The sequence below is a fragment of the Mycolicibacter sp. MU0102 genome, assembly GCF_963378105.1.
Classification (GTDB): Bacteria; Actinomycetota; Actinomycetes; order Mycobacteriales; family Mycobacteriaceae; genus Mycobacterium; species Mycobacterium holstebronense.
Window position 1 is genome coordinate 1,546,440 of record NZ_OY726398.1, and the last position, 23,916, is coordinate 1,570,355.

Sequence of the window (23,916 nt, forward strand, 5' to 3'; positions counted from 1 at the left end):
TAATCGGTACTGCCAGTGACAGAAAAACTTGTGGGTGCGCCAGCCGTGCTGCGCGGGCCCGGGTGGACAGTGATGGAAGGCGGGGCCGTGGGGCCGAGTGGTAACGGAGTCGGGTCGGCACCCGGTCGCCAAAAACTCGAGAAGGTCGTCATCCGTTTTGCCGGTGACTCCGGCGACGGCATGCAGCTCACCGGCGATCGCTTCACCTCTGAGGCGGCCCTGTTCGGCAACGACCTGGCCACCCAGCCGAACTACCCGGCCGAGATCCGCGCACCTCAGGGCACCCTGCCCGGTGTGTCGTCGTTCCAGATCCAGATCGCCGACTTCGACATCCTCACCGCTGGTGACCGCCCCGACGTGTTGGTGGCGATGAACCCGGCGGCGCTGAAGGCCAACATCGGCGACCTGCCGCGCGGCGGGATGGTGATCGTCAACTCCGACGAGTTCACCAAGCGCAACCTGGCCAAGATCGGCTACGAGACCAACCCGCTGGAGACCGAGGAACTCTCGGACTACGTCGTGGTCCCGGTCGCGATGACCTCCCTGACCTTGGGTGCGGTCGAGGCGATCGGCGCGACCAAGAAGGACGGCGCCCGGGCCAAGAACATGTTCGCCCTCGGCCTGCTGTCCTGGATGTACGGCCGGGAGCTGGAGAGCAGCGAGCGCTTCATCAAGGAGAAGTTCGCCAAGAAGCCCGACGTGGCCGACGCCAACGTCCTGGCGCTGAAGGCGGGCTGGAACTACGGCGAGACCACCGAGGCGTTCGGCACCACCTACGAGATCGCCCCGGCCAAGCTGCCGGCGGGCGAGTACCGCCAGATCTCGGGCAACACCGCAATGGCCTACGGCGTGATCGTCGCCGGCCAGCTGGCCAACACCCAGGTGGTGCTGGGCACCTACCCGATCACCCCGGCGTCGGACATCCTGCACGAGCTGTCGAAGTACAAGAACTTCAACGTGCTGACTTTCCAGGCCGAAGACGAGATCGCCGGCATCGGTGCGGCGATCGGCGCCTCCTACGGCGGCGCGCTGGGTGTCACCAGCACCTCCGGTCCCGGCTTGGCGCTCAAGGCCGAGGCGCTGGGCTTGGCCGTGATGACCGAGCTGCCGTTGCTGCTGATCAATGTCCAGCGCGGCGGCCCGTCCACCGGCCTGCCCACCAAGACCGAGCAGGCCGACCTGATGCAGGCGCTCTACGGACGCAACGGCGAGTCGCCGGTCGCGGTTCTGGCGCCGTGCACGCCCTCGGACTGCTTCGACGCGGCCATCGAGGCCGTCCGGATCGCGGTGACCTACCGCACCCCGGTAGTGCTGCTCTCCGACGGCGCGATCGCCAACGGTTCGGAGCCGTGGCGTATCCCGGATGTCGCCGCGATGGCGCCCATCGACCAGAACCTGGCCAAGGCCGGCGAGGACTTCGCGCCGTACGCGCGCGACCCGGAGACCCTGGCTCGGCAGTTCGCCATTCCCGGCACCCCGGGCCTGGAGCACCGGATCGGTGGCCTGGAAAAGGCCAACGGCTCCGGGGCGATCTCCTACGAGCCGGCCAACCACGACCTGATGGTTCGGCTGCGTCAGGCCAAGATCGACGGCATCGAGGTTCCCGACCTGGTCGTCGACGACCCGTCCGGGGACGCCGAGCTGCTGATGCTGGGCTGGGGCAGTTCCTACGGCCCGATCGCCGAGGCCTGCAGGCGGGTCCGGCGTGGCGGCGTCAAGGTTGCACAGGCGCACCTGCGCAACCTCAACCCGCTGCCGGCCAACCTGGGTGAGGTGCTGCGGCGCTACCCCAAGGTGGTGCTGCCGGAGATGAACCTGGGCCAGTTGGCGCTGCTGCTGCGCGGCCGCTACCTGGTCGACATCCAGTCGGTGACCAAGGTGACCGGCCAGGCGTTCCTGGCCGACGAGGTCGAGGGGATCATCGACGACGCGCTGGCCGGCACGCTGGCCGACCGGGAGAACGAGAAGGCGTCGCTGGCCAGGGCCGCGGCGGTCACCATTGCGGGTACAGCAGGAGCGAATTCATGACCACCACCGAAGCTGTCGGCTCGCTCGTCGGAACCGATCTGGGACTGACCGCGCTGAGCGGAATTCCCACCACCGACGAGCCGCAGAAGTCCAAGGACTTCACCTCCGACCAGGAGGTGCGCTGGTGCCCGGGATGTGGCGACTACGCCATCCTCAACTCCGTCCGCAACTTCCTGCCCGAGCTGGGGGTGCGGCGGGAGAACGTGGTGTTCGTCAGCGGGATCGGCTGCTCGAGCCGCTTCCCGTACTACATGAACACCTACGGCGTGCACTCGATCCACGGCCGTGGCCCGACGTTCGCCACCGGGCTGGCGACCGCGCGCGAAGACCTGAAGGTGTTCCTGATCACCGGTGACGGCGACGCGCTGTCGATCGGCGGCAACCACCTGATCCACACGCTGCGACGCAACGTCAACATCACCATCCTGCTGTTCAACAACCGGATCTACGGCCTGACCAAGGGCCAGTACTCGCCGACGTCGGAGACCGGCAAGGTCACCAAGTCGACGCCCTACGGTTCCTTGGACAACCCGTTCAACCCGATCTCGCTGGCCCTCGGCGCCGAGGCGACCTTCGTTGGGCGTGCCCTGGACTCCGACCGCAAGGGCCTCACCGAGGTCCTGCAAGGTGCGATGGAGCACCGCGGCTCGGCGCTGGTGGAGATCCTGCAGGACTGCCCGGTGTTCAACGACGGCTCCTTCGACCTGCTGCGCAAGGAAGGTGCGGAGAGCCGCATCATCAATGTCCGGCACGGCGAGCGCATCGTGTTCGGCGCCGAGGGGGAGTACTGCGTCATCAAGTCCGGTTTCGGGCTCGAGGTCGCCAAGACCGCCGACGTCGCGGCCGAGCAGATCGTGGTGCACGACGCCACCCAGGCCGACTCCTCGTACGCCTTCGCGCTGTCGCGGCTCTCGGAGCAGGACCTGTCGCACTTCCCGATGGGAATCTTCCGCAAGGTCAGCAAGCCCACCTACGACGACCTGGCCCGCGCGCAGGTCGCCGAGGCCCGACAGTCGACCGCCAACGACACCGCCGCACTCCAGGCGCTGCTGCGTGGTCGCGACACCTGGACTGTCGACTGACGCCATGATTGCCGGTCGGTTGGCCGGTGTCGTGCTGGCCGGCGGCGCATCGCGCCGGATGGGCCGCGATAAGGCCACGCTGACCGTGCCGGGTAGGTTCGCCGGTCTGACCCTGGTGGAACACCAGGTCTCGGTGCTGGCGCAGCGCTGCGATCCCGTCTTCGTGGTGGCCGCTCAGGGCCAGGCGTTGCCCGATCTTGCTGCGCAGGTGCTGCGCGACGAAGTGCCCGGGCTGGGTCCGTTGCCCGCTATCGCGCTGGGGTTGCACGCAGCGGCCCAGGCCGGTGCCCCACACGCCTTCGTCTGCGCGGTCGACATGCCTTTTCTGACACCGGATTTGATCGACGCGCTGACTTCTCCCGCGGCCGACGTCGTGCTCCCGCACGCTGATCGCGACCACTACCTGGCCGGGCTGTATCGCACCGCCCTCGCCGACACCGTCGATGCCTTGGTCGCCTCCGGCGAACGTCGGGTGGGCGCGTTAATCGACGTGGTCGACGTCAGGCGGATCGTGCTCGCCGACGCGTCCCCGCTGGCCAATCTCAATTCGCCAGACGATCTCGCCGGCCTGTCCTGAGGCCTAGCAGCAAATACGGTCCCTAGCCGGAAATAAAGCAATATTCGTTCGGCAAAAAAGGGAAATAAATCTTCGTATTATCTGCGCGAGATACGGAAAATATTGGCAACCGGACGAATCGGCGATTCGGTTGCACCTCGCGCGCCGGCGCCGGGCGGCAGAAACTCCTTGTAGCGCAAAGCAATTGGCGTAGCCCCTCTGGGGGTGGCGGACGCCGATGTGGCCCGGGACGGCCGTTTGCTGGGAACGGTGAATTACTCGCGACTGTGGCGAGCACCGACTGTTCACGTGCCGGGGAGGGCGCTGACCCGCCTAACTCCCTTGACCTGCGATTTGTGGGGCAGATGATGCTGTTGTGGCCTGTGTAGCACCCGATTCTTGCCGAAGTCAGCGGTGAGCGGTCCCCAAATCGCATCATTTGCAGTGGTCCAGCCCACAAAAAGTCCGTGATCTGACTCACGGTTTTCGAGCTGCGCCGTGACGTAGCCAGATCGCTCGAAGTCCGGGCTGACCTGCTGCAACCATTCGAGGCGGCGGTGTGATGGTTTCGTGATCTGCGCGAAATATGCGCGTCATGCGGTTGGACTTGTCGCATGAACGTTTCGTAAGTTTCCCTCGCCCTAATGCGAGGCAAACAAACTGAATCGACGGAACCGCGTGTGAGCGGGGCCGCGGGCGGCCCCTCAAACGCCTCCGCGGTGCCGGGTGTCATCCCGGTGGGCACACCTGCCCCCGCTGTCGTGCCTGACCTAGACGGCACGTCTCGAAGACCACTTCCGCCTGGAATCCAGGCACAGCAGACCACTTGTCTTCGGCGCGCACTGCGAAAGGAACGAAGTTGAAGAACGTCCGCAAGCCCCTCACCATGGCCGCGATCGCCGGCGCCCTGATCACCGGCGCGGTCGCCTTGTCCGACGCCACCGCCAAGGCGGACAGCGTCAACTGGGACGCCATCGCGGCCTGCGAGTCGGGCGGCAACTGGTCGATCAACACCGGCAACGGTTACTACGGCGGACTGCAGTTCAACGCCGGCACCTGGCGTGCCAACGGTGGCAGCGGGATGCCGCACAACGCCAGCCGGGCCGAGCAGATCCGGGTCGCCGAGAACGTTCTGCGCAGCCAGGGCATTGGTGCCTGGCCGGTGTGCGGCCGTCGCGGCTGACCATCCCTCTAGCGCTATCGACGACGGCGCCGGGCGAGCAGCCCGGCGCCGTTGGCGTCGAAACGGGCCCCGGCCGGCGAGTAGCGTCGGGCGGATGCCTGACACGCCTCGTGAGCTCGACATCATCCTCTATGGAGCGACCGGTTTCGCCGGGAAGCTGACCGCCCAGTACCTGGCCCGCGCCGGCGGCGCCGCCCGGATCGGGTTGGCCGGCCGCTCGGCGGAGCGGTTGCGCGAGGTCCGCGACCACCTCGGATCGCTGGCCCAAGACTGGCCGATCGTGGTGGCCGACGCCGACAAACCGGCAACCCTAGAGGCGATGGCGGCCCGCACCCGGGTGGTGATCACTACCGTGGGCCCCTATACCCGTTATGGAATGCCGTTGGTTGCGGCCTGTGCCGCGGCGGGCACCGACTACGTCGACCTGACCGGCGAGGCACTGTTCGTGCGGGAGAGCATCGATCGCCACCACACGCAGGCCGCCGACAACGGCGCGCGCATCGTGCACGCCTGCGGCTTCGATTCTCTTCCGTCGGACATGAGCGTGTATGCCCTGTACCGGGCGGCCCGCGATGACGGCACCGGTGAGCTGCTCGACACCGACTACGTGGTGCGAGGATTCTCCGCCGGGATCTCCGGAGGCACGCTGGCCTCGATGGTCGAGGTCCTGAGCGCCGCGGCCAACGACCCGGCGGCCCGACGACAGTTGAACGATCCCCACACGCTCAGCTCGGATCGGTCCGCCGAGCCCCGATTGGGCCCCGAGCCGGACCTGTCGTGGCGGCGGGGCCGCGACATCGCGCCGGAACTGGACGGAATCTGGACCGCCGGCTTCGCCATGGCGCCGGTCAACACCCGCATCGTCCGGCGTAGCAACGGACTGCTGGACTGGGCCTACGGGCGTCGTTTCCGCTACGCCGAGCACATGAGCGCCGGTTCGTCGGCCGCGGCACCGGTGCTGTCTGGGCTGGCGACCGGGATCGGCAAGGTGACCTTCGGGATCGGCGGTCACCTTTTGGGGCTCGTGCCGGCCGGATTGCTCGAGCGGGTGCTGCCCAAGCCGGGCACCGGCCCCAGCCGCAGCCGCCGTGAGAACGGCTACTACCGCATCGAGACCTACACGACCACCAGCAGCGGAGCCCGTTACCGGGCGGACATGGCGCAGCGCGGGGACCCCGGCTACCAGGCCACCTCGGTGCTGCTGGGCGAGTGCGCGCTGGCGCTGGCACTGGACCGCGACGCACTGTCCGACCACTACGGCGTGCTCACCCCGGCTGCTGCGATGGGCGACGTGTTGCTGGCCAGACTGCCTGCGGCGGGAGTGACGCTAGAGGTTTCCCGGCTGCGCTGATCGGGCCAATTGTTCAGTGCCGGTCACTGAGTCTTTGCGCTAGTGTCGTTTTCGACCGCTGCCCCTGGCAGCACCCAGCGACGAAGGTGGAATCTCATGGCCGGCCTCGACGATCTCTTCGCTCAGATCCCCATCCAGGACATCGCCAACCAGCTCGGCGCTGACTCGGGTGAAGTGGACAGCACCATTCGTACCCTGGTGCCGGTGCTGGTCGGCGGCTTGAGTCAGAACGCCCAAGACCCGGGCCAGGCCAACAGCATCGTCAACACCGCCGCCACCTTCGCGGCCCAGGGACTGCTGGACAACGCGCTGGGGGCCAGCCAGTCCGAAGGTCAGCAGGTGATCTCCACCATCTTCGGCGGCAACGACACCAGCCAGGTCGCCTCGGCACTGTCGGGTGCCGGCGCGGGCAACAATGACCTGCTGCAGAAGCTGCTGCCGATCATCGCGCCGATCGTGCTCGCCTACATCGGTAAGCAACTGAGCGGCCAGAAAGCCGAGCCGGCCCAGGAGCAGGCCTCCGGTGGTGGCGGTCTCGGCGACGTCCTGGGCAGCATCCTGGGCGGCATGGCCGGCGGGGGCGCCGCCAAGAACCAGTCGATGGGCAGCATCCTGGGCAACATGATCGGCGGCAAGACCGGCGGCGCCATCGGCGACATCCTCGGCGGCCTGCTCGGCGGCAAGAAGTAGCCCACAGCAGTCCCAGGAAAAGCCCCGGATCAGTCCTGATCCGGGGTTTTTCGCCTGTGTCACCTCCCTAGTAGGGGATCACCCTCCCGTCATTCCTAGAATTGACCGGTGACTGACACTCCCAACGCCGCCAACGCCGACCACCTGCCCAAGTCGTGGGAGCCGGGTGCGGTCGAGGACGCGATCTACCAGCGTTGGGTGGATGCCGGGTACTTCACCGCGGACCCCACCAGCGACAAGCCCGGCTACTCGATCGTGCTGCCCCCGCCCAACGTCACCGGCAGCCTGCACATGGGGCACGCCCTCGACCACACCCTGATGGACGTGTTGACCCGTCGTAAGCGGATGCAGGGCTATGAGGTGTTGTGGCTACCGGGCATGGACCACGCCGGCATCGCCACCCAGAGTGTGGTCGAACGCCAGCTCGCCGTCGACGGCAAGACCAAGGAAGACTTCGGCCGCGAACTGTTCATCGAGAAGGTGTGGGACTGGAAGCGGGAGTCCGGCGGCACCATCGGGGGCCAGATGCGCCGGCTCGGCGACGGCGTGGACTGGAGTCGCGAACGCTTCACCATGGATGACGGCCTGTCGCGGGCGGTCCGCACCATCTTCAAGCGGCTCTACGATGCGGGGCTGATCTACCAGGCCGAACGACTGGTCAACTGGTCGCCCGTGCTGGAGACCGCGATCAGCGACCTCGAGGTCAAGTACGAAGACATCGAGGGCGAGCTGGTGTCATTCCGGTACGGCTCGCTCGATGACACCGAGCCCCACATCGTGGTGGCCACCACTCGGCTGGAGACCATGCTCGGTGACACCGCGATCGCGGTGCACCCCGACGATGAGCGGTACCGCAACCTGGTTGGGACCAGCTTGGCGCACCCGTTCTCCGACCGGCAGATCATCGTGGTCGCCGACGCCCACGTCGACCCCGAATTCGGCACTGGCGCGGTCAAAGTCACCCCCGCCCACGATCCCAACGACTTCGAGATCGGTCTGCGCCACCAGCTGGACATGCCGACGATCCTGGATAAACGTGCCCGGATCACCGGCACCGGAACACAGTTCGACGGGATGGACCGCTTGGAGGCGCGCGTCGCGGTGCGCGAGGCGCTGGCCGCGCAGGGCCGCATCGTCGCCGAGAAGCGGCCCTACCTGCACAGCGTCGGGCATTCCGAGCGCAGCGGCGAGGTCATCGAACCGCGGCTGTCCATGCAGTGGTGGGTCGACGTGTCCTCGCTGGCCAAAGCCGCCGGTGACGCGGTCCGAGACGGCGACACCGTCATCCACCCGAAGAGTCTGGAGCCGCGCTGGTTCGGCTGGGTCGATGACATGCACGACTGGTGCATCTCCCGGCAGCTGTGGTGGGGGCACCGCATCCCGATCTGGCACGGGCCCAACGGCGAAAAGGTCTGTGTCGGCCCGGACGAGACCCCGCCGGAGGGCTGGGAGCAGGACCCCGACGTGCTGGACACCTGGTTCTCCTCGGCGTTGTGGCCGTTCTCCACGATGGGCTGGCCGGACGCCACGCCCGAGCTGGAGAAGTTCTATCCGACAAGCGTTTTGGTGACCGGCTACGACATCCTGTTCTTCTGGGTGGCCCGGATGATGATGTTCGGCACCTTCGTCGGCGGTGACGCCGCGTTGCCCGAAAGCAAGGTTCCGTTCCGCAATGTGTTCCTGCACGGCCTGATCCGCGACGAACACGGCCGCAAAATGAGCAAGTCCAAGGGCAACGGGATCGACCCGCTGGACTGGGTGGAGACGTTCGGCGCCGACGCCTTGCGGTTCACCCTGGCCCGTGGCGCCGGCCCCGGCAGTGACCTGTCGATCGGTGAGGACCACGCCCGCGCGTCGCGCAACTTCGTCACCAAGCTGTTCAACGCGACGCGGTTCGCGCTGATGAACGGCGCCTCGCCGGCACCGCTGCCGGCGGTCGAGGAGCTGACCGACGCCGACCGCTGGATCCTGGGTCGCTTGGAAGAGGTTCGTGCCGAAGTGGATTCGGCATTCGAGGACTACGAGTTCGGGCGGGCCTGCGAGGCGCTATACCACTTCGCCTGGGACGAGTTCTGCGACTGGTACGTCGAGTTGGCCAAGACCCAGCTGGGGCAGGGGCTGACGCACACCACGGCCGTGCTCGCCGCGGTGCTGGACAACCTATTGCGGCTGTTGCACCCGGTGATCCCGTTCGTCACCGAAACCCTGTGGCAGGAGCTCACCGGCGCTGAGTCGCTGGTGATCGCGGACTGGCCGGCCCCCTCGGGCATCGCCTTGGACGAGGTTGCCGCGCAACGGATCACCGACATGCAGAAGTTGGTGACCGAGGTGCGCCGGTTCCGCAGCGACCAGGGTCTCCGCGACCGGCAGAAGGTCTCGGCCCGGCTGACCGGCATCGACGACGCCGACCTGGCTACCCAGGTGGCAGCGGTGGCCTCCCAGGCCTGGCTGACCGAGCCGGGGGAGGACTTCGCACCGTCGGCCACCGTCGAGGTGCGATTGACTCGCGGCACCGTTGTCGTCGAACTGGACACCTCCGGGACCGTCGATGTCGTCGCCGAACGCCGCCGCTTGGAAAAGGACCTGGCCACTGCGCGTAAGGACCTCGATGCCACGTCGGCAAAGCTGGGCAACGACGAATTCCTGGGCAAGGCGCCAGAGGCTGTGGTGGAGAAGATCCGGGCCCGCCAACAACTGGCCCGCGACGAAGTGGAGCGGATCACCGCGCGTCTGGCAGGCCTGGCGTGACCGATCAACCGATCGGCACCACTGAGCCCACCCCGGACGAGATCGCGGCGCTGCTGCAGGTTGAGCACCTGCTCGATCAGCGTTGGGGCGAGACCAAGATCGAACCGAGCCTGACCCGCATCAACGCCCTGCTGGAACTACTCGGCTCGCCGCAGCGCGCTTATCCGTCCATCCACGTCGCCGGCACTAACGGCAAGACCTCGGTGGTGCGGATGATCGACGCGCTGCTGACGGCATTCAGCCGCCGGACCGGGCGCACCACCAGCCCGCATCTGCAGTCGGCGGTCGAGCGCATCGCGATCGACGGCCAGCCGATCAGCCCGGCGCGCTATGTGGAGACCTACGCCGAGATCGAGCCCTTTGTGCAAATGGTCGACGCATCCTCGCAGGCAGACGGGGGACCGGCCATGAGCAAGTTCGAGGTGCTCACCGGGATGGCGTTCGCCGCCTTCGCCGACGCCCCCGTCGACGTCGCCATCGTGGAAGTCGGCATGGGCGGTCGCTGGGACGCCACCAACGTCGTGGACGCTCCGGTCGCCGTCATAACCCCGATCGGCATCGACCACGTCGACTACCTGGGCGACGACATCGCCGGCATCGCCGCGGAGAAGGCCGGCATCATTCACCGCTCGTCGAACGAACTGGCCGACACCGTGGCGGTGATCGCCCGTCAGGTACCCGAGGTGATGGAGGTGCTGCTGGCGCAGTCCGTGCGCGCCGACGCCGCGGTGGCGCGGGAGACCTCGGAGTTCGCGGTGCGCAGTCGCCAACTCGCGGTCGGCGGTCAGGTGCTGGAACTGCAGGGCTTGGGCGGGGTGTACTCCGACATTTTTCTGCCGCTGCACGGCGAGCATCAGGCCCACAACGCGGTGCTGGCGCTGGCGGCGGTGGAGGCGTTCTTCGGGGCAGGCGCCGATCGGCAGCTCGATGTCGAGACCGTCCAGGCGGGCTTCGCCGCGGTACGCAGCCCCGGCCGACTGGAACGGATGCGCAGCTCGCCCACGGTGTTCATCGACGCCGCACACAACCCGGCCGGCGCCGCCGTGTTGGCCCAAGCCCTGGCCGAGGATTTCGACTTCCGGTATCTGGTCGGCGTCCTCAGCGTGCTCGGGGACAAAGACGTCGACGGGATTTTGGCAGCCCTGGAGCCGGCGTTCGATCGAATTGTGGTGACCCATAACGGTTCTCCGCGCGCGCTGGATGTCGAGACCCTCACGGTGGCAGCAGCGCGGTGGTTCGGTGACGACCGAGTGGTCACCACCGAGACGCTCGAGGACGCGATCGAAACCGCTACGGCGCTGGTCGACGAATACGACTCCGAGGGAGAGGCATCCGGGGCCGGGATCGTCATCACCGGCTCGGTAGTCACTGCCGGTGCCGCTCGCACCCTGTTCGGGAAGGATCCCGCATGACCGAGCCGACTGACGCTCCTGACCCGTGGCGGGGTTTTCGCGGTGTGATGGCCGCGACGCTGATACTCGAAGCCATCACGGTGCTGCTGGCTCTGCCGGTGGTCAGCGTCGTCGGAGGCGGTCTGACACCGTTCTCGCTGGCATACCTGCTCGGCCTGGCGCTGGTGCTGCTGCTGTTCGCCGGTATCCAGGGCCGCAGCTGGGCGATCTGGGCCAATCTGGCGCTCCAGCCGGTGCTGGTGGCGGGGTTCTTGATTTACCCGGGCGTGGGCATCATGGGCCTGGTGTTCACCGCGGCGTGGGCACTGATCGCCTATTTCCGTGCCGTGGTGTTGCGACGCTCGTGACGGAACCGGCTAACGGGCCGGTACGCTATCGCCCGTGCCGCTGGCGATGACGCAGGGCGGAACGATGGATGAGGAGCGGCGCTGCATGACTGAGCGGACTTTGGTACTGATCAAGCCGGACGGCGTGAACCGTCGGCTGGTGGGCGAGATCATCAACCGCATCGAGAAGAAGGGCCTGACGTTGGCGGCCCTGGAATTGCGGCCGGTGCAGCAGGCCGTGGCCCGGCAGCACTACGCCGAGCACGACGGCAAGGCGTTCTTCGCTTCGCTGCTGGACTTCATCACCTCAGGTCCCGTGGTCGCCGCTGTGGTCGAGGGACCGCGTGCGATCGAGGCATTTCGGCAGCTCGCCGGTGGTACTGACCCGGTGGCCAAGGCCACCCCGGGCACCATCCGTGGCGACTTCGGTCTGGAGACCCAGTACAACCTGGTGCACGGCTCGGACTCGCCGGAGTCGGCCGAGCGTGAGATCGCGCTGTGGTTTCCCGACTTGAAGCCGTCGGCGCCGACGGCCCCGATGACACTGGCCTGACGCCGGAAGTTAGTGCCTTTCGTCCGGCCCCTGTGGATTGTGTGGGATACTGACTAACGGGTGAACGTCACCGGACCGGTGTCCGACACCCGAATGAAGACTTCGGCGAGTGCGACGGTCGCGATATGTGATGCGGCGCCGATCGCCGGTTTTCATTCAGCCAGGCACCGAGTCGGTTCAACCCGAGCCCCTCGGAGCGAGACCACCACAAGCCCGGAGAAGTGAGCCGGGCCCATAACGAGAAGTCCTCGCGTGGCCGCGTCGCAACGACGCGCCCGGGGGCTTGAGGAGACGTACGTGGCAGACCCCTCTCTATTTAAAGGCCCTGACTCAGAGGCACCGGCAGCGCCGGTCGAGCGCGAAGAGTTGCCCGATCGACTGCGGGTGCACTCGCTGGCGCGGGTTCTGGGCACCACCAGCCGGCGGGTCCTGGATGCGCTGACCGAGCTGGATGGCCGGGCACGCAGCGCCCACTCCAGCGTGGATCGTGTCGAGGCGGTGCGGGTCCGCGACCTGCTGGATTCGTTCGCCGAGCCCGCGGTCACCGGGTTGTTCCAGGAGGCCGGCGAGGCCGAGGTGGCCGGCGAGGTCCCCGACGAGCCGGAGTCTCGGCTGCTGCTCGAGACGGCACCGGAGCCGACCGCCGTGCGGGCTGATTACATGCCGTTGTTCGTCGCTCCCCAGCCGGTCGCCTTCGAGCGCCCGGTGCCCCGCGACGTCCCAGCGGATAAAGACGACGACTCGGACGACTATGACGACGAGGACCTCGGCGGCTCCGACGCCGATGCTGACACCGATGACGAGAACGGTGATCGGCCCGCCAACCGGCGGCGCCGCCGTGGTCGCCGTGGCCGCGGCCGGGGCCGCGGGTCTGAGGGCGCGGTAGCCGAGGACGGCGACGACGAGACCGAAGACGACGACTCCGGCGCGGAATCGGAGGAGGCCGGCGACGCCGAGGACGCCGCCGATGATGAGGGCGGTTCGGCCGACGACGCGGGCAACCGTCGCCGTCGCCGCCGCCGTCGGCGCAAGGCCGGGGCCGGTGAGGAAGAGGACGCCGGATCGTCGGACGACCCGCCCAACACCGTCGTTCACGAACGGGCCCCGCGCGCCAAAACCAGCCGGTCCGCCAAGAGCGACCGCGGCACCGGCGACGACGAGATCCAGGGCATCACCGGCTCGACCCGGCTGGAGGCCAAACGGCAGCGCCGTCGCGACGGGCGTGACGCCGGGCGCCGCCGCCCGCCGATTCTGAGCGAGGCCGAGTTCCTGGCCCGCCGCGAGGCCGTCGTACGCCGGATGGTGGTTCGCGACCGGGTCCGGACCGAACCGCCGCACCAGGGCGCCCGCTACACCCAGATCGCCGTGCTCGAAGACGGCGTGATGGTCGAGCATTTCGTGACGTCTGCCGCGTCGACCTCCCTGGTGGGCAACGTCTACCTGGGCATCGTCCAGAACGTGCTGCCGTCGATGGAGGCCGCCTTCGTCGACATCGGCCGGGGCCGCAACGGCGTGCTCTACGCCGGTGAGGTGAACTGGGAAGCTGCCGGCCTCGGTGGCGCCAACCGCAAGATCGAACAGGCGCTCAAACCCGGCGACTATGTCGTGGTGCAGGTCAGCAAGGACCCCATCGGACACAAGGGCGCCCGGCTGACCACCCAGGTGTCGCTGGCCGGTCGCTACCTGGTCTACGTGCCTGGCGCGTCGTCGACCGGCATCAGCCGCAAGCTGCCCGACACCGAACGTCAGCGGCTCAAGGAGATCCTGCGCGAGGTGGTCCCCGCCGACGCCGGCGTGATCATCCGCACCGCGTCGGAGGGTGTCAAGGAATCCGACATCCGCTCCGATGTCGAACGTCTCCAGGAACGCTGGACCCAGATCGAGGCCACCGCGGCCGAGACCAAGGGGAAAGCCGCCGGGGCCGCAGTGGCGCTCTACGAAGAACCCGACGTGCTGGTCAAGGTGATCCGAGACCTGTTCAACGAGGACTTCTCCGAGTTGGTGGTCTCCGGTGACGACGCTTGGGCCACGATCAACGATTACGTGGGCTCGGTGGCCCCCGAGCTGGTGTCCAAGCTGACCCGCTACCAAGCCCCCTCAGGCCCGGAGGGGCAGACCGGTCCGGACGTGTTCGCCGTGCACCGCATCGACGAGCAGCTGGCCAAGGCGCTGGACCGCAAAGTCTGGCTGCCTTCGGGCGGCACGCTGGTCATCGACCGCACCGAGGCGATGACCGTGGTCGACGTCAACACCGGCAAGTTCACCGGCTCCGGGGGCAACCTCGAGGAGACGGTGACCAAGAACAACTTGGAAGCCGCCGAAGAGATCGTCCGGCAGCTTCGCCTGCGTGACATCGGCGGCATCATCGTCATCGACTTCATCGACATGGTGCTGGAGTCCAACCGGGACCTGGTGCTGCGTCGGCTGACCGAGGCGCTGGGCCGCGACCGAACCCGCCACCAGGTTTCGGAGGTGACGTCGCTGGGGCTGGTGCAGCTGACTCGCAAACGCCTGGGGACCGGGCTGATCGAGGCGTTCTCGACCTCGTGTCAGCACTGCGCCGGGCGGGGCATTGTGCTGCACGCCGACCCAGTGGACTCGGCCGCGCCGGGACGCAAGACGGAATCGGGCGGCAGTGGCAGCACCAGCAGCAGCCGCCGCAGCAAGCGCTCGAAGAAGCCGAAGGTCGATGAGCCGCCGGTCACCAAGGTTCCGGTGCACACGCCCGGTGATCACCCGATGTTCAAGGCGATGGCTGCGGCCACCGACCGGCACGATGAGTCGGACGACGAGCACGAGACTGTGCCCGACGCCGACGAGCTCTTGGTGGACCTCACCGAAGAGGGCGCCGAAGGCACCGAGGAGGCCGAGGGCGGCGACGTCGCTCAGGAGGCACCGGAGTCCGACGTGGCCGATGAGGACCTCGCCGAGGACGACGCCGACGACGATGACGCCGACGACGATGACGCCGACGACGACGATGAGGACGTCGACGAAGTCGACCTCGATGAAGACGAAGACGAAGACGCCGACGAAGTCGATCTCGACGACGATGACGACGAAGACTTCGACGACGACCTGGATGTCATCGATGAGTCGGATGAGTCCGACGACGACTCCGACGATGCAGAAGACGCCGAGGACTTTGACGAGCCCGAGGTGGAAGTTGCAGTGGCCGAGCGTCCCCGGCGTCGGCGTGCAGCGGCCCGACCTGCCGGACCACCGATCTAAGGCCGTGCCGGTTTGACCCCTTAGCCGCTGGTCACGTACCCTTGACCAGTTGTCGCCAGGCGGGAATAACCACAGCTCGGCGGACAGAAACCCAGACACCTGCGCAAGTCCCGATGGCGTGCGCGCCCGAGAAGCAGAGGTAGAAACCAACGATGGCGACGTACGCAATCGTCAAAACCGGCGGCAAGCAGTACAAGGTTGCCGTTGGTGACGTGCTCAAGGTCGAGAAGATCGAGTCCGAGCCGGGATCGTCGGTCTCGCTGCCGGTCGCGCTGGTCGTTGACGGTGCCACCGTCACCACCGACGCTGCCAAGCTGGCGAAGGTCGCGGTCACCGGAGAGGTCCTGGAGCACACCAAGGGCCCCAAGATCCGCATCCACAAGTTCAAGAACAAGACCGGCTACCACAAGCGGCAGGGTCACCGTCAGCAGCTGACCGTGCTCAAGGTCACCGGAATCAAGTAGCAGGAGGCAGCGAGATGGCACACAAAAAGGGCGCTTCCAGCTCACGTAACGGGCGCGACTCAAACGCCCAGCGACTCGGCGTCAAGCGGTTCGGCGGCCAGGTCGTCAAGGCCGGCGAGATCCTGGTCCGCCAGCGCGGTACTCACTTCCACCCCGGCGTCAACGTCGGGCGCGGCGGCGACGACACCCTGTTCGCCACGGCACCCGGTGCGGTCGAATTCGGTTTGAAGCGCGGCCGCAAGCTCATCAACATCGTGCCTGTCGCCCGCGACTAGTCGCCGGCGTAACTGGGCGCCGTTCGGCGCCGGATAGGTAGTAACGCCATGTCCCGGTTCGTCGACCGCGTTGTCATCCATGTGCGCGCCGGCGACGGGGGCAACGGCTGCGCCTCGATTCACCGAGAGAAGTTCAAACCGCTCGGTGGTCCCGACGGTGGCAATGGCGGCCGCGGTGGCAGCGTCGTGCTGGTCGTCGACCCCCAGGTACACACCCTGCTGGACTTTCACTTTCGGCCGCACATCGACGCCGCGTCCGGCAAGCAGGGCCAGGGCAACAACAAGGACGGCGCTTTCGGCGCCGACCTGGAGATCAAGGTTCCCGACGGCACGGTCGTGCTCGACGAGCACGGGCGGCTGCTGGCAGACCTGGTAGGCACGGGTGCCCGCTTCGAGGCAGCCGCCGGCGGGCGAGGTGGGTTGGGCAACGCGGCCCTGGTGTCGCGCGCCCGCAAGGCGCCCGGCTTCGCGTTGCTGGGGGAGAAGGGCGAGACCCGCGACCTCACCCTGGAACTCAAGACCGTCGCCGACGTCGGGCTGATCGGATTCCCCTCCGCGGGCAAATCCGCTCTGGTGTCAGTGATCTCGGCGGCCAAGCCGAAGATCGCCGACTATCCGTTCACCACGTTGGCGCCCAACCTGGGCGTGGTTTCGGCCGGCGAGAACACCTTCACCGCAGCCGATGTGCCCGGCCTCATTCCTGGTGCTTCGACCGGTCGCGGACTGGGCTTGGACTTTCTGCGGCACATCGAACGCTGCGCCGTGCTGGTGCACGTCGTAGACTGCGCGACCGCTGAGCCGGGGCGTGACCCGCTCTCTGACATCGAAGCGATCGAAGCCGAATTGGCCGCCTATACCCCGACCATGCAAGGGGATTCGACGCTGGGCGACCTGGTCGACCGGCCGCGGGCAGTGGTGCTCAACAAGATCGACGTGCCCGAGGCGCTGGAGATGGCGGAGTTCGTCCGTGACGACATCGCGGCCGAGCGCGGCTGGCCGGTGTTCATGGTCTCCACGGTGAGTCGTGCCGGCTTGCGGCCGTTGACGTTTGCCCTGGCCGACATGGTGTCGGCGTATCGCGCGGCGCAACCGGAGCCGGTGGCGCGACGCCCGGTGATCCGTCCCGTGCGCGCGGGCGAGACCGGGTTCACCGTGGAACCCGACGGCGACGGCGGTTTCCTTGTGCGCGGTACACAACCCGAGCGCTGGGTACACCAGACCAACTTCGACAACGACGAGGCGGTCGGCTACCTGGGCGACCGGCTGGCTCGACTCGGGGTCGAGGACGAACTGCTGAAGCGCGGCGCCAAACCGGGCTGTGCGGTGACTATCGGGGATATGACCTTCGACTGGGAGCCGGCTACGCAGGCCGGGGTGGACATCACGCTGTCCGGCCGCGGCACTGACACCCGCCTGGAGCGCACCGACCGAGTCGGTGCCGCCGAGCGCAAGGTGGCACGCAAGCAGCGCCGAGAGCATTCGGAGGACGAGTGACCGGCAGTGCTGCGCGCGAAGCGATTCGCGCCGCACGCACCGTCGTGGTCAAGATCGGCACCACCGCACTGACCACCGAGTCCGGCATGTTCGACGCGGCCCGGCTAGCCGGGCTGGCCGAGGCGATCGAGGCCCGAATGAAGGCCGGCTCAGACGTGACGATCGTGTCCTCGGGGGCTATCGCCGCCGGCCTGGAGCCGCTCGGGTTGTCCAAGCGGCCAACCGATCTGGCCACCAAACAGGCCGCAGCCAGTGTGGGTCAGGTGGCGTTGGTCAATGCGTGGAGCGCCGCTTTCGGCCGGTTCGGACGCACGGTGGGGCAGGTGTTGCTGACCGCTCAGGACGTTTCGATGCGGGTGTCGCACACCAACGCCGCCCGCACCCTGGACCGGCTGCGGGCATTGCACGCGGTGGCGATCGTCAACGAGAACGACACGGTTGCCACCAGCGAGATCCGATTCGGGGACAACGACCGGCTCTCGGCACTGGTGGCGCACCTGGTGGGCGCCGACGCACTGGTGCTGCTCTCCGACATCGATGGCCTTTATGACTCCGATCCCCGCAAGGGCCCGGCCCGCCTGGTTTCCGAGGTCTCGGGGCCGGATGACCTCGCCGATGTGGTTGCCAGCGAGGGCAGTCACCTGGGCACCGGCGGCATGGTGTCGAAGCTGTCGTCGGCACTGCTGGCCGCCGATGCGGGAGTGCCGGTGTTGCTGGCCGCGGCCGGTGAAGCCGCTGCCGCCCTTTCGGATGCATCGGTGGGCACCGTCTTCGCGCCCCGGGCGCAACGGTTGTCGGCGCGCAAGTTCTGGATGCGCCACGCCGCCGACGCGGCCGGGATGTTGACGCTGGACGCCGGGGCCGTTCAGGCGGTGCTGGATCGTCGACGCTCCCTGCTGCCTGCCGGGATCACCGCGGTTTCGGGCAGGTTCTACGGCGGCGACGTGGTCGAACTGTGTGGCCCGGACGGATCAGTGGTGGCCCGCGGCGTGGTCGGCTACGACGCCGCCGAGCTGGACGCCATGATCGGCCATTCCACCGCCGAGCTGGCACCGGATGCCCGTCGTCCGGTCGTGCACGCCGACGACCTGGTCGCGGTCTAGCGCCTCGTCCGCATGGCCACCGTATTCACCATCGACGGGGCGGGCTGGAGCGGGTTTCTGCGGTTCATGTGCCGCGGCGCGGTCACCAAGGGCAAGACCGTCAGAAACGTCAAGTACCCCAACACCTACTTCGACGGCCTGCGCTACGTCCCGGCGGTCGACGCGGTGCGGCGCGGTGCGCAAGCCCTTGACGACATGCTGACCGCCCACTTCAAGGCCTCACCCGATGCCGACGACGTACTTGTCTATGCCGTGAGCATGGGGGCGCAGGTCGCCTGCAAGTGGTTGCGTGAGAAGGGACCGACGTCGTCGGTCCCGACCGACAAGGTGTCGTTTCTGCTGCTGGCCAACCCCGAGCAGCCGTTTCACGGCATCTATCGGGCCGACCCGAAGCTGGTCACGTTCATGAAGCTGCCCGACTACGGCGGCGTCGGCGTGCCGGGGAACACTCCGTTCGCGGTGACGGACCTGTGTCGCCAATACGACGGGATGGCCGACTTTCCCAACCTGCCTGCCGCACAGGTCGACTCGCTGGCCGTCAGGAACGCTCTGCTGGGCCTGCTGACCGTGCACAACAACTATTTCCGGGTCAACCTTGAGAGCCCCGACAACATCTGGGTCAGGCGCGGCAACCTCACCTACGGGTTCTGTCCCACCCGGCGTATGAGGCGTCTGCGGATCGAGCGCAGTTATGACCGCTCGGCCTGGAGCTACTGACCGGTGGTCTTGAGATATAGTGCGCCCCAAACGATTTCAGTCAGTGCGGTGGCGAGCTCGGAATCGTAGTCCGCGTCGCGAACCGGCAGGTTCTGCTGGCAGGCCCGCTCCACCATCCAGGTGAGCGCGCTTGCGGTCGCGGCAACGGGCAGCTCGCTGCGAATGGAGCCGTCGGCCTGGCCGTCTTCGATGACCTGGGCCACCCGGCCCGAGATGCCGGTGAGCAAGTCGCGGTAGGTGGCGCCCACCAGCGGGTCGTAGCCGGCCATCTCGCTGAGCGCGATCAGCAGCGGTTGATGCCGCCGATAGTTGGCGATGATCGAGGCCATCGCGGCGCGGACATCGTCGGGATCGTGGCGCTGCGCCACGCCCCACCACCGCTCGGCCCCCACGGCGAGATCGCCGAATACCTGGCCGGCGAGCCGGCGCAACAAATGTCCCTTGTCTTCGAAGTAGATGTAGAAGCTGGCGCGCGAGATGCCGGCCTCGGTCGCGAGGCGGTCCACGCTCAGTTCGGTGAAGCTGGCGCCGGCGCTCATCAGTCGCTCGGTGGCGTCGAGGAGATGCCGTTCGATCTCCTCGCGCCGCTCCTGGCGGCTGGTGGGGGGCTTGCGGGTCACAGAAGCCACACCGGTGAGCGTAACGGCAAGGTCGACGTCTTGACTAGACACTCTGTCTAGACCTACTGTCGGTTCGAGCCCGGTGTGACCGGGACCATACGCCGAGGAGGCCTCGTGACCGCACCATCCGCCGCGCTGCGCAGCTACGACGCGGTCGACCTGTCCTCGCGCGCGTTCTGGTCCAGCACCGCTGCCGAGCGGGAGCGCTCGTTCGCGGTGCTACGGGCCGAGCGTCCGGTGAGCTGGCACCCCCCGGTGCAGGACGCCATGCTCAACGACCCCGACGATGCCGGATATTGGGCGGTTACCCGCCACGCCGACATCGTCGAGGTGAGTCGCACCAACGAGGTGTTCCTGTCTGGAAAGGGCGTGCAGTTCGAGAACTTCCCCGAGGAGTTGCTGGAGACCACGCAGTCCTTCTTGGCCATGGACCCGCCCCGGCACACCAAACTGCGCAAACTGGCCACCGCGGCGTTCACTCCCCGCCAGATCAGGCGCATCGAGGACTCGATACAGGCCAGCGCCACGGCCATCGTCGACGAACTCAAGGACGCCGGCAGTGGAGCCGACTTCGTCGAGTACTGCGCCAAGGAACTGCCGCTGCGCACGCTGGCAGACATGGTCGGCGTTCCGGATTCCGAGCGTGCACAGGTAGCCCATGCCGCCGATGCCCTGGTATCGACCAACGACCCGGTGTTCCTCGCCGGACGCGACCCGCTGGCGGTGATGGGCGAGAACATCATGTACCTGCATCAGGTCGCCGCCGCGCTGGCCGCGCAACGCCGCGAGACTCCCGGTGACGACCTGTTCAGCAGCCTGGTCAACGCCGAGGTCGACGGCGACCGACTCACCGACGCCGAGGTGTCCGCCTACTTCGTGCTGCTGTCGGTGGCCGGCAACGACACCACCCGCCAGACCGCCAGTCATGCCCTGCGGGCGCTCACCGACTTTCCCGAGCAACGGGCCTGGCTGCTGGAGGATTTCGACCGCCGCATCGGAACCGCGGTAGAGGAATTCATCCGTTACGCGACACCGGTGATGACCTTCCGCCGCACCGCCGCAACCGATTACGAACTCGGCGGCCAGACCATTCGGGCCGGCGACAAGGTGGCCATGTTCTATGCGTCAGGCAACTGGGATGCGCAGGTGTTCGACCACCCCGATCGCCTGGATCTGAGCCGCGACCCCAATCCGCATCTGGGCTTCGGCGGCGGCGGGCAGCACTACTGTCTGGGGACCCATGTGGCGCGGGCCCAGCTACGTGCCCTCTTCGGAGAGTTGCTCCATCGACTTCCGGGCATCGAGGCCGGCGATCCGGAGTACTTAGCGGGCAGCTTCATTCACGGGATCCGTGCCATGACTTGCACGTTCTGACCCGGCTGGTCCAGGCTCGGCCAGGCCGAACTGCCGGCCGGTGGCGTCCTTGCCGATCGCGGTCAGCACGATGACGGCGAGCAGCGTCGGCACCAGCGTGACCACCAGGGCGTAAGGGTAGCCGTGGGCGGCTGCCAAGTGCTCCTGGATCGGCAGGTTGAACGCCGCGAAGAGGTTGCCCAGCTGGTAGGTCACGCCCGGATAGAAACCGCGGATCGCATCCGGCGACATCTCGGTCAGGTGCGCCGGGATCACGCCCCAGGCGCCCTGCACGCAGATCTGGATCAGGAACGAGCCCAGGCACAGCATGCCCGCGGTGTGCGACAACGCGAACAGCGGCACGATCGGCAAACCCATCACCGCGGCCCAGATGATCGCGTAGCGCCGGCCCATCCGCTGTGACAGCGAGCCGAAGACCAGCCCGCCGATGATCCCGCCGATGTTGTAGATCACCGCGATCCACTTGGCCGTGACATGGGACAGGCCCGCCCCGTCGGGTGAGGTCAGAAATGTCGGGTAGATGTCGTGGGTGCCGTGGCTCATCCAGTTGAACGCCGTCATCAGCAACACCAGGTAGCAGAATCGGCGGATCACCTTGGCGTCGGTGAACACGTCGCGAATCTTGGTGTGGGTCAGCCGCATCCGATCCTGGGTGGCCTGCCAGATCTCCGACTCCGTCACCCGGTAGCGGATCAGCAGGCTGACCATGGCCGGCAGGATCGAGAGCCCGAACAGCCAGCGCCAGGACAACCCGAGCACGTCGTTCACCAGGAGCGAGGCCAGGGTGGCGGCCAGGTAGCCGAACAGATAACCCTCCTGCAGCAGCCCGGAGAAAAACCCGCGGCGCTCGGGCGGGATCTTCTCCATGGCGAGCGCGGCACCCAGCCCCCATTCGCCGCCCATCCCGATCCCGTAGAGCAGACGCAGAATCACCAGCACGGTGAAGGTGGGTGCGAACGCGCACAAGAACCCCACCGTCGAGTAGAAGATCACGTTCACCATCAGCGGTATTCGCCTGCCGACCCGGTCGGCCCACAGGCCGAACAGCAGCGCCCCGAGCGGGCGCATCACCAGCGTGGCGGTGGTCAAAAACGCGACCTCAGTCTTGGTGTGGCCGAAGGTCTTGGCGATGTCGGCGTAGACGAACACCACGATGAAGTAGTCGAACGCATCCATCGACCAGCCCAACACGGCAGCGAGGAACGAGTTGCGCTGGTCGGGGGTAAGCCGCTGCTTTGTCACCCGAGCATCGTGCCGGATATCGCAGCGATTGTGTGCCGCTACCGACGGATTACCGAGACGAAATTTCGTAGGCCAGCTCCGAAGCCAGCAACGCCAGCGTCGGCGAACAACCGCCGTCGATCTTGACGTCGGCCAACTCATCGCCGCGGGTGGGGCCGCGGTTGACGATCGCGACCGGGATACCGCGTGCGGCGGCGTGGCGAACAAACCGGTAGCCGGAGTACACCGTCAGCGACGAACCTGCCACCAGCAATGCCTCTGCGCCGTCGACCATCGAATAGGCCTGGGCGACGCGATCTTTGGGGACGCTTTCACCGAAGTAGACGATGTCGGGCTTGAGCAATCCGCCGCAGTGCCGGCAGTCGACGAAGCGGAACGACGCGGTGTCGGTGACGACGGCGTCCGCGTCGGGCGCCACGGCGATACCGCCGAGCCTCCCCACCCGGTCGATGAAGCCGGGGTTGAGCTGCTCAAGCTGCTCGTCCAGCGACGCTCGGCTCAAAGATTGCCGACAGCTCAAGCAGACCACCGTCGCGTAGCTGCCGTGCAGATTCACCACGTGTCGGCACCCTGCTTTGGTGTGCAGCAGATCGACGTTCTGGGTGATCACTCCGGTCACCACCCCCGCCGCTTCCAGCGCGGCCACGCCCAAGTGCCCGATGTTGGGTGCGGTGTCGGCCATGTGGCGCCAGCCGATGTGGTTGCGAGCCCAATACCGTTGCCGAAATACCGGGTCGCCGGTGAACTGGGCGATGGTCATCGGGTTGCTCGGCGGCGAGTCCGGGCCGCGGTAGTCCGGAATGCCCGAATCGGTGGAGATGCCGGCACCGCTGAGCACCGCGAACCGCCGGCCCGCAAGCAGTGTGAGCAGGTCGCAGACCGTCGGCTCGGTTCCGCCCATGCCGCTAGCGTAAGCACTTCGCGGCGGTCGACCTCTCGGCAGCCATGTTGCGGCACATCATCTCCAGCGCGGCGGAACCCAGTTCGGCGTCGATGTGGGCGACGGCGTCGACCGGTATCACCACCGGAAGGTGCCGTACATAAGCGTCCAGGGCGGTGTAGAGGATGCATTGCTCGGTGACCTGGCCGGCCAGGATCAACCGTCGGGTGCCGAGCCGGCCCAGCAGGTACTCCAGCGGGGTGGAATAGAAGGCGCTGTGTCGCACCTTGGTCATCAACCGGTCGCCGGCCACGGGGGCGACGGGCCGAACCAATTCCGGTCTGCTGCCATTCAGCGCCGACGCGGCGATCTGGGCGAATCCAGCGGTGAAGTCGCCGTAGTTGTCGTTGACGTAGATCAGGTCGATATCCTCGGCGGCCCGGCTGCGTTCCACCAGGTCGGCCAGTGGTTCGACGATCTGCGCGACGTTGTCGGCCAGTTGTTCGGCGTCGGTGTGACGGTAGGCGTTGAGCATGTCGATCACGACCACCGCGGTATCGGTCATGCCCTGGTGATACCCGAAAGCT

General features: G+C 67.3%; 21 protein-coding genes. 17 read left to right on the top strand and 4 right to left on the bottom strand.

The window, feature by feature from the left end; all coding sequences use genetic code 11:
• The first annotated feature begins 72 nt into the window (after window positions 1-72).
• The 16 genes from RCP37_RS07250 (at window position 73) to RCP37_RS07325 (ending at window position 19,213) form a co-directional block, all read left to right on the top strand.
• Window positions 73-2,028: a 2-oxoacid:acceptor oxidoreductase subunit alpha gene (locus tag RCP37_RS07250; RefSeq protein WP_373693161.1), complete on the top strand. Its 1,956-nt coding sequence runs from the start codon at window positions 73-75 to the stop codon at window positions 2,026-2,028.
• Window positions 2,025-3,110, top strand: coding sequence for a 2-oxoacid:ferredoxin oxidoreductase subunit beta (locus tag RCP37_RS07255; protein WP_308486241.1), 1,086 nt, complete (start codon window positions 2,025-2,027; stop codon window positions 3,108-3,110). Before RCP37_RS07250 ends, RCP37_RS07255 begins: the two co-directional genes overlap by 4 nt.
• Window positions 3,111-3,114: 4 nt before the next feature.
• Window positions 3,115-3,687: a molybdenum cofactor guanylyltransferase gene (mobA, locus tag RCP37_RS07260; protein WP_308486242.1), complete on the top strand. Its 573-nt coding sequence runs from the start codon at window positions 3,115-3,117 to the stop codon at window positions 3,685-3,687.
• Between the two features lie 838 nt (window positions 3,688-4,525).
• On the top strand, window positions 4,526-4,849 hold the full coding sequence (locus tag RCP37_RS07265) for a transglycosylase family protein (RefSeq protein ID WP_308486243.1): 324 nt from the start codon (window positions 4,526-4,528) through the stop codon (window positions 4,847-4,849).
• Between the two features lie 94 nt (window positions 4,850-4,943).
• Entirely contained in the window at window positions 4,944-6,200 is a 1,257-nt protein-coding gene (locus tag RCP37_RS07270; protein WP_308486244.1) for a saccharopine dehydrogenase family protein, read from the top strand.
• Window positions 6,201-6,296: 96 nt separating this feature from the next.
• Window positions 6,297-6,890: a DUF937 domain-containing protein gene (locus tag RCP37_RS07275; RefSeq protein ID WP_308486245.1), complete on the top strand. Its 594-nt coding sequence runs from the start codon at window positions 6,297-6,299 to the stop codon at window positions 6,888-6,890.
• Between the two features lie 108 nt (window positions 6,891-6,998).
• Window positions 6,999-9,638: a valine--tRNA ligase gene (locus tag RCP37_RS07280; RefSeq protein WP_308486246.1), complete on the top strand. Its 2,640-nt coding sequence runs from the start codon at window positions 6,999-7,001 to the stop codon at window positions 9,636-9,638.
• On the top strand, window positions 9,635-11,050 hold the full coding sequence (gene folC, locus RCP37_RS07285; RefSeq protein WP_308486247.1) for a bifunctional tetrahydrofolate synthase/dihydrofolate synthase: 1,416 nt from the start codon (window positions 9,635-9,637) through the stop codon (window positions 11,048-11,050). Before RCP37_RS07280 ends, folC begins: the two co-directional genes overlap by 4 nt.
• On the top strand, window positions 11,047-11,397 hold the full coding sequence (locus RCP37_RS07290) for a DUF4233 domain-containing protein (protein ID WP_308486248.1): 351 nt from the start codon (window positions 11,047-11,049) through the stop codon (window positions 11,395-11,397). The genes folC and RCP37_RS07290 overlap by 4 nt, the downstream gene beginning before the upstream one ends.
• Window positions 11,398-11,482: 85 nt before the next feature.
• Entirely contained in the window at window positions 11,483-11,929 is a 447-nt protein-coding gene (gene ndk / locus RCP37_RS07295) for a nucleoside-diphosphate kinase (RefSeq protein ID WP_308486249.1), read from the top strand.
• Between the two features lie 297 nt (window positions 11,930-12,226).
• Window positions 12,227-15,160 carry a ribonuclease E gene (gene rne / locus RCP37_RS07300; RefSeq protein WP_373693118.1) on the top strand — a complete coding sequence of 978 codons (2,934 nt, stop codon included), beginning with the start codon at window positions 12,227-12,229 and terminating at the stop codon, window positions 15,158-15,160.
• 152 nt (window positions 15,161-15,312) lie between these two features.
• Window positions 15,313-15,624: a 50S ribosomal protein L21 gene (gene rplU / locus RCP37_RS07305; protein WP_046286653.1), complete on the top strand. Its 312-nt coding sequence runs from the start codon at window positions 15,313-15,315 to the stop codon at window positions 15,622-15,624.
• A gap of 14 nt (window positions 15,625-15,638) precedes the next feature.
• On the top strand, window positions 15,639-15,899 hold the full coding sequence (gene rpmA, locus RCP37_RS07310; RefSeq protein ID WP_308486251.1) for a 50S ribosomal protein L27: 261 nt from the start codon (window positions 15,639-15,641) through the stop codon (window positions 15,897-15,899).
• A gap of 48 nt (window positions 15,900-15,947) precedes the next feature.
• Window positions 15,948-17,393, top strand: coding sequence for a GTPase ObgE (gene obgE, locus RCP37_RS07315; protein ID WP_308486252.1), 1,446 nt, complete (start codon window positions 15,948-15,950; stop codon window positions 17,391-17,393).
• Window positions 17,390-18,496 carry a glutamate 5-kinase gene (gene proB, locus RCP37_RS07320; RefSeq protein ID WP_308486253.1) on the top strand — a complete coding sequence of 369 codons (1,107 nt, stop codon included), beginning with the start codon at window positions 17,390-17,392 and terminating at the stop codon, window positions 18,494-18,496. Before obgE ends, proB begins: the two co-directional genes overlap by 4 nt.
• Before the next feature lie 12 nt (window positions 18,497-18,508).
• Complete coding sequence (locus tag RCP37_RS07325) at window positions 18,509-19,213, top strand: PE-PPE domain-containing protein (RefSeq protein ID WP_308486254.1); 705 nt, start codon at window positions 18,509-18,511, stop codon at window positions 19,211-19,213.
• Here the strand turns inward: RCP37_RS07325 and RCP37_RS07330 are convergent.
• Window positions 19,207-19,842, bottom strand: a complete 636-nt coding sequence (locus RCP37_RS07330) for a TetR/AcrR family transcriptional regulator (protein WP_308486255.1) — start codon at window positions 19,840-19,842, stop codon at window positions 19,207-19,209. The genes RCP37_RS07325 and RCP37_RS07330 overlap by 7 nt on opposite strands.
• A 105-nt stretch (window positions 19,843-19,947) precedes the next feature.
• Between RCP37_RS07330 and RCP37_RS07335 the strand changes: the two genes are divergently transcribed.
• Window positions 19,948-21,207, top strand: coding sequence for a cytochrome P450 (locus tag RCP37_RS07335; protein WP_308486256.1), 1,260 nt, complete (start codon window positions 19,948-19,950; stop codon window positions 21,205-21,207).
• Here RCP37_RS07335 and RCP37_RS07340 read toward each other — a convergent pair.
• The 3 genes from RCP37_RS07340 to RCP37_RS07350 are packed head-to-tail and all read right to left on the bottom strand — an operon-like array spanning window position 21,157 to window position 23,894.
• Window positions 21,157-22,449: an MFS transporter gene (locus RCP37_RS07340; protein WP_308486257.1), complete on the bottom strand. Its 1,293-nt coding sequence runs from the start codon at window positions 22,447-22,449 to the stop codon at window positions 21,157-21,159. The genes RCP37_RS07335 and RCP37_RS07340 overlap by 51 nt on opposite strands.
• Window positions 22,450-22,498: 49 nt before the next feature.
• Window positions 22,499-23,350, bottom strand: a complete 852-nt coding sequence (locus RCP37_RS07345) for a Sir2 family NAD-dependent protein deacetylase (RefSeq protein ID WP_308486258.1) — start codon at window positions 23,348-23,350, stop codon at window positions 22,499-22,501.
• A 4-nt stretch (window positions 23,351-23,354) separates the two neighbouring features.
• A complete protein-coding gene (locus RCP37_RS07350; RefSeq protein ID WP_308486259.1) occupies window positions 23,355-23,894 on the bottom strand; it encodes a cysteine hydrolase family protein in 540 nt (179 codons plus the stop codon).
• Window positions 23,895-23,916: the final 22 nt, after the last annotated feature.

Excerpts from the sequence above, each read along its gene's own strand:
- RCP37_RS07250 (WP_373693161.1), top strand. The coding sequence starts at position 73 with ATGGAAGGCGGGGCCGTGGGGCCGAGTGGTAACGGAGTCGGGTCGGCA.
- RCP37_RS07255 (WP_308486241.1), top strand. The coding sequence starts at position 2,025 with ATGACCACCACCGAAGCTGTCGGCTCGCTCGTCGGAACCGATCTGGGA.
- mobA (WP_308486242.1), top strand. The coding sequence starts at position 3,115 with ATGATTGCCGGTCGGTTGGCCGGTGTCGTGCTGGCCGGCGGCGCATCG.
- RCP37_RS07270 (WP_308486244.1), top strand. The coding sequence starts at position 4,944 with ATGCCTGACACGCCTCGTGAGCTCGACATCATCCTCTATGGAGCGACC.
- RCP37_RS07275 (WP_308486245.1), top strand. The coding sequence starts at position 6,297 with ATGGCCGGCCTCGACGATCTCTTCGCTCAGATCCCCATCCAGGACATC.
- RCP37_RS07290 (WP_308486248.1), top strand. The coding sequence starts at position 11,047 with ATGACCGAGCCGACTGACGCTCCTGACCCGTGGCGGGGTTTTCGCGGT.
- ndk (WP_308486249.1), top strand. The coding sequence starts at position 11,483 with ATGACTGAGCGGACTTTGGTACTGATCAAGCCGGACGGCGTGAACCGT.
- rplU (WP_046286653.1), top strand. The coding sequence starts at position 15,313 with ATGGCGACGTACGCAATCGTCAAAACCGGCGGCAAGCAGTACAAGGTT.
- rpmA (WP_308486251.1), top strand. The coding sequence starts at position 15,639 with ATGGCACACAAAAAGGGCGCTTCCAGCTCACGTAACGGGCGCGACTCA.
- obgE (WP_308486252.1), top strand. The coding sequence starts at position 15,948 with ATGTCCCGGTTCGTCGACCGCGTTGTCATCCATGTGCGCGCCGGCGAC.
- RCP37_RS07325 (WP_308486254.1), top strand. The coding sequence starts at position 18,509 with ATGGCCACCGTATTCACCATCGACGGGGCGGGCTGGAGCGGGTTTCTG.
- RCP37_RS07345 (WP_308486258.1), bottom strand. The coding sequence starts at position 23,350 with ATGGGCGGAACCGAGCCGACGGTCTGCGACCTGCTCACACTGCTTGCG.
- RCP37_RS07350 (WP_308486259.1), bottom strand. The coding sequence starts at position 23,894 with ATGACCGATACCGCGGTGGTCGTGATCGACATGCTCAACGCCTACCGT.